Annotated in this window: 6 protein-coding genes; 1 reads left to right on the top strand and 5 read right to left on the bottom strand. The window is 67.9% G+C overall.

Annotation, left to right across the window (positions count from 1 at the left end):
- The 5 genes from QN345_RS15150 to QN345_RS15130 all read right to left on the bottom strand — a co-directional run.
- Positions 1–560 (bottom strand): amidohydrolase family protein (locus QN345_RS15150; RefSeq protein WP_323508819.1); only part of this gene is annotated, 560 nt, incomplete at its 3' end.
- Positions 557–1,237: an FMN-binding negative transcriptional regulator gene (locus QN345_RS15145; protein WP_134447872.1), complete on the bottom strand. Its 681-nt coding sequence runs from the start codon at positions 1,235–1,237 to the stop codon at positions 557–559. The genes QN345_RS15150 and QN345_RS15145, both read right to left, overlap by 4 nt.
- A 37-nt stretch (positions 1,238–1,274) precedes the next feature.
- Positions 1,275–2,273, bottom strand: coding sequence for an Fpg/Nei family DNA glycosylase (locus QN345_RS15140; protein WP_322189750.1), 999 nt, complete (start codon positions 2,271–2,273; stop codon positions 1,275–1,277).
- A 1-nt stretch (position 2,274) separates the two neighbouring features.
- The gene (locus tag QN345_RS15135; protein WP_322189751.1) at positions 2,275–2,808 is read right to left on the bottom strand and encodes a ribose-5-phosphate isomerase; all 534 of its coding nucleotides are present in this window, start codon (positions 2,806–2,808) and stop codon (positions 2,275–2,277) included.
- A gap of 63 nt (positions 2,809–2,871) precedes the next feature.
- A complete protein-coding gene (locus QN345_RS15130; RefSeq protein WP_134447866.1) occupies positions 2,872–3,474 on the bottom strand; it encodes a DsbA family protein in 603 nt (200 codons plus the stop codon).
- A gap of 186 nt (positions 3,475–3,660) precedes the next feature.
- On the opposite strand from QN345_RS15130, the gene QN345_RS15125 reads away from it, so the two are divergent.
- Positions 3,661–5,253 carry an MFS transporter gene (locus tag QN345_RS15125; RefSeq protein ID WP_134561200.1) on the top strand — a complete coding sequence of 531 codons (1,593 nt, stop codon included), beginning with the start codon at positions 3,661–3,663 and terminating at the stop codon, positions 5,251–5,253.
- Positions 5,254–5,335: the final 82 nt, after the last annotated feature.

The following is a 5,335-nucleotide window of genomic DNA, read 5'->3' as shown; positions in this document are numbered from 1 at the left end:
GTGTCGCTGATCGCGTCCGGAACGGCGTCGAGTGCCCGTTCCACCGCAAAGGCATCTTCCTCGCGGAGCAGGCCGGTGGGGTGGTCGCCGAGTCCGCGGGCGGCGAGGGCGGCGGAGTTGAGCCAGACGCTGTGCAGGTCACCGCTGACGAGGACGACGGGGACCGTTCCTGAGACGGCGTCGAGGACGGCGCGGCCGGGGGCATCCGGCCAGAGCCCGTCGCGGAAGCCGAAGCCGATCAGGGTCTCCCCTGTCGTGAGCAGCGGGATGCGCCCCGCGACGATCCGGGCGGCCTCCGCGGCGCTGCCTGCTGTCGACACGTCGAGTCGGCGGGCGATCTGCGCCCACTGGGTGAAGTGCACGTGGTTGTCCCACAGTCCGGGGACCAGCCAGCGCTCGCCGAGGTCGATCGACTCGACGGCAGGACCGTCGCCACCCGTGCCGCCCTCGCCACCGAGGAAGCCGAGCCTCGTGACCGTGCCGTCGACGATCTCGACATCGGTGAGTTCGTCGCTCCCGGGCAGTCGGGCGTTCCGGAGGACGAGCGGATCGGGGCTCATGAGCCGTCTCCGGCCCGGGCGGCGCGGGAGAGCCGCCCGTGCGCGCGCCGCATCTCGGCGGCGAGGTTCACGCTCGCGTACGGACCGGTCCCCTCGAGTTCGGAGATGATGCGGTCGACGGTCTCGGGAGGCTTGTTCTGGCTGAGCTTGCTCTTGGCGACCACCCGGGTGACCCGGAGGCGGAAGCCGACGGTACCGGCCGAGATCCGGTCGGCGTACGCCGAGTTCGCGGCCGTCCCGTGCAGGCGGCGCGGTTCGGGCAGGCGCTCCTCGAAGTGATCGACGAGCCGGTCGAGCACGAGCAGGTTCTCCTCGGCGCTGAGGATCTCCGGCGTGCCGTAGAGGTGCGCGGTGATGAAGTTCCAGGTCGGCACGGCCGGGTTGGCGTCGTACCACCCCGGGGACACGTACCCGTGCGGGCCCTGGATGATCACGATCATCTCGTGCTGCCCGAGTTCGTGCAGTTGCTCGTCTGGACGACCCACGTGGGTGACCAGAACGAGCTCGCCGGAATCGGTATCCGTTCCTGAAACGGACTCGTCGAGAAGCATCGGGTAGTGCGAGGCGACGAGATCGCCCGTGCTCGTGTGGCTGACCAGGGTCGCCCACGGGTTCTCCCGGATCAGCCTCCGGATTTCGGCGGGATCGGTGAGCACGAAGCTGGGGGTGTTGCGCATGTTGCGTCCTGTCTGTCTCGCTGGCGGAGGGTGATCTTCAGGCCTGGCAGGTCGGGCACCAGTAGAGCTTGCGGGCGCCCATCTCCTCGAGCAGGATGTGGGTGCCGCAGACCCGGCAGTGCAGGCCCTCGCGCTTGTAGACCCAGTGCCGGTCCGCGCGATTCTTCATCGCGAGCACCCAGTCGGCCCCGGCGAGGTCGTCCATGGTCATCATCTGGCCGGTTTCGACGCCGATCGTCAGCAGGTGCGCCCAGTCCCGCCAGAGACCGCGCACGGTGTCCTCGGTGAGGCTCTTGCCCGGCGCGTGCGGGTTGACCCCGGCCCGGAACAACAGTTCGGCGCGATAGACGTTCCCGATGCCGCTCACCACGGACTGGTCCATCAGGAGCAGTCCGATCGGGGTGGGCTTGCGGCGCACGACGGCCGTGAACCGGTCCTCCGCTGCTGGGCTGTCATCGAGGAGCGGGTCAGGGCCGGCCTTGTCGATGACCGCCTGCACCTCTGCGGCGTCGAGCACCTGGCAGGCGGTGGGGCCGCGCAGGTCCGCGCACACCGTGTCGGTGAGCAGGCGCACCCGCACCTGCCCGACCGGTTCAGGCGGGAAGGTGCCCCGCTGGTCGATCTCCTTCTCCTGCTCGGCCATCCGCACCCGGGTGCGCCGGGGAGCCCCGATGCTCCGGAGCGAGTTCTCCCCCGCGGAGTCGAGGACGGCATCCGCCGGCCCGTCGAGGTCTGTGCCGCGCTGGTTGGTCTGGCCCATCCGGCCGTTGGCGGATGCGATCGTGGCGTCCATCAGGATCTCACCGGCGAAGTCCCACGCGCCGTACATGCCGAGGTGCACCCGCAGCCAGAGCCCGTTGTCGAATTCGAGGAACATCTGCTTGCCGACGGCGCGCGCCCTGGTCATCACGTGCCCGTCGAGCACGGCGGCGCCTTCGACGAAACGGCCTTGCGGCGAGGACAGCTGCACCCGGTGGCCCACGAAGTTGCGCGCGAACTGCCGGGCGATCCGGTGGACGGAATGACCCTCTGGCACGTCAGCGCGCGCTGCGGGCCGGGTCGACGCTGGACGGGTCGACGCGTGCCGGGTCGACCCTGATGCCGGAGATGGACCGGGTGGTCTCGTATTCGAAAAGCTGGCGGATGCGTCGCGCGTGGCGTTCCTCGCCCGTGAACGGTTCGGCGATGAACGCGTCGATGAAGGAGGTCGCCTCCTCGATCGTGTGCTGGCGGGCGCCGATCGAGATGACGTTCGCGTTGTTGTGCTCACGCGCGAGCCGGGCGATGTCCAGGTTCCAGACCAGCGCGGCCCTGACCCCGACGACCTTGTTCGCGGCCATCTGCTCGCCGTTGCCCGATCCCCCGAAGACGACGCCGAGCGCGTCGATGCCCGCGGCCTGGTCGTCGACGACGCCCTGGGCGGCATTGATGCAGAACGACGGGTAGTCGTCGAGCGGGTCGTAGCTCGTGGGCCCGTGGTCGACGACCTCGTGGCCGGCCTCGGTCAGGTGACCGACGAGGAAACGGCTGAAATCGTGGCCGGCATGGTCAGTGGCGAGGTGAATGCGCATGACCCCATACTATTTGCCGTCCCGTGCGATCGCCGTCCTGCTCCCGGCGCCGCCGGCATCCGCTCAGTCGAAGATCGGGCCGACCGTGCGGGTGCGCTTCATCTCGAAGAAACCGGGGTACGCGGCCACGGCCACGACGCCGTCCCACAGTTTCGTCGCGGCTTCGCCCCTGGGCGCCGGCGAGATGACCGGGCCGAAGAAGGCGACATCGTTCACCGCGATGACCGGGGTGCCGACGTCCTGGCCGACCCGGTTCATCCCGTCGAAGTGGCTTGCGCGCATCTCCGGGTCGTAGTGGTCGCTGTCGGCCCACGCGGCGAAGTCCGCCGGAAGGCCGACCTCGGCGAGCGCCGCCGGGATGACCTCGTCGGGGTTCGTGCTGCCGCCGGGGTGGATCCGGGTGCCGAGTGCGTCGTAGAGGGCCTTCACGGTCGCCTGCCCGTGCAGCTCCTGCGCCGCCTGCACGAGGCGGGTGTACCGGAGAGCCCGGGGGAAGAACGCGGCGTACTCTTCGCTCACGTCGTTGTCCTCATTGAGCACCGCGAGGCTCATCACCTTCCAGGTGACGTCGAGGTCACGCTGTGAGGCCACCTCATCCACCCAGCGGGAGGTCATCCAGGCCCAGGGGCAGGAGGGGTCGAACCAGAACTTCACGGTGTCCGTCATCGCACCAGCCTAGGTGCACGCACACCCGCATCCGCTCGCTCCGCGAAGGTGAAGAAACCCCTGCCCAGCGTCGGTATCCCACCAAAAAATTCGGTTTGACGGCGTTTTTGGACTAAAATTGCTCGTTATGCCCGAAAAGGGCCAGCTCCACGTCGCGAGCAAGTGATCTCCACGAGAGAAGTTCAAATGCCCAGAGACCGTAGTTTGTCAGACTCTATGCCCGGTGCCAAGCGCGCCATAATCAAGACCAAAAAGCCCCTCCTGCAGCGTCGCCTGAGGGTCTCCCACGTCAACGTCGTCGACCAGCCGATGCTCAAGAAAGCACTCGGCGGAACCATCGTGGGAAACACCATGGAATGGTACGACGTCGGCGTGTTCGGCTACCTCATCACGACCATGGGACCGGTGTTCCTCCCCGAGGCCGACAAGTCGGTCCAGACCCTGTTCCTCCTCGGCACCTTCGCCGCCACCTTCATCGCCCGCCCCATCGGCGGCGTCTTCTTCGGCTGGCTCGGCGACAAGATCGGCCGCCAGAAGGTCCTCGCCATGACGCTGATGATCATGGCCGCGTCGACGTTCGTGGTCGGCATCCTGCCGAACTACGCGATGATCGGCAGCTGGGCCGCCGCTCTCCTGGTGTTGACCAAGCTCGTCCAGGGCTTCTCCACCGGTGGCGAGTACGCCGGTGCCACCACCTTCGTCAGCGAACACGCCCCGGACAAGCACCGCGGGTTCTTCGCGAGCTTCCTCGACATGGGCAGCTACCTCGGCTTCGCGATCGGCGCCGCACTCGTGTCGATCCTGCAGGTCACCCTGGGCCAGCCGGCCATGGAGGACTGGGGCTGGCGCCTGCCGTTCCTGCTCGCCGGACCGCTCGGCCTGATCGCCATCTACTTCCGGATGAAGATCGAGGAATCCCCCGCCTTCCAGGCCACCCTCGACGCCAAGGAAGCAGCGTCACTGGATCCGAACGGCACCGACGCGGCCCCGAACGGCCCGCTGACCATCTTCAAGGCGCACTGGCGGGGCATCCTGCTCGCCATGATCCTCGTCGCAGCAGCCAACACCGTCGGCTATGCGCTCACCTCGTACATGCCGACCTACCTGACGAGTTCGCTCGGGTACGACGAGCTGCACGGCACCCTGCTCACCATCCCTGTGCTCGTCATCATGGCGCTCTGCATCCCGCTGACCGGGCACCTGTCCGACAAGATCGGCCGCCGGCCGGTGCTCTGGGTCGGTGCGATCAGCACGGTCGTGCTCTCGATCCCGGCGTTCATGCTGATCGGTGTCGGCGAGATCTGGTCGACCCTGCTCGGTCTTGCCCTGATCGCGTTCCCGGTGACGTTCTACGTGTCGAACCTCGCCTCGGCCCTGCCCGCGCTGTTCCCGACCGAGAGCCGGTACGGCGCGATGGGCATCGCGTACAACTTCGCGGTCGCCATCTTCGGTGGAACCACCCCGTTCATCATCGCGGCCCTCATCGAGGCAACGGGCGACGACATGATGCCCGCCTACTACCTGATGGCCACCTCGGCTGTCGGAGCGGTGAGCATCTTCTTCCTCAAGGAGAGCGCCCAGCGCCCCCTGCCCGGCTCGATGCCGAGCGTCGACTCCGTCTTCGAGGCACGGGAACTCGTCGCCACCCAGGACGAGAACCCGAACCTCGACACCAATGAGATGCCGTTCGACCACACCTATGAGCCGGCGACGAGCTCGATCGACGCCATTCTCCCGGAGCCCGAAACCGAGCCAGAGCGCCACCCGGTCGGCGTCTAGCACCACCGGCATCCGCCCGGCCGGGATGATCGCGAGGAGTGCGATGCCGGCGAGGCCGAGCAGCGAGATCTGCAGGGCACGG

Source organism: Cryobacterium sp. 10I1, assembly GCF_035019805.1.
Taxonomy (GTDB): domain Bacteria; phylum Actinomycetota; class Actinomycetes; order Actinomycetales; family Microbacteriaceae; genus Cryobacterium; species Cryobacterium glucosi.
Note: the sequence above shows the minus strand (reverse complement) of the source record. Positions and strands in the feature narration are given on the sequence as shown.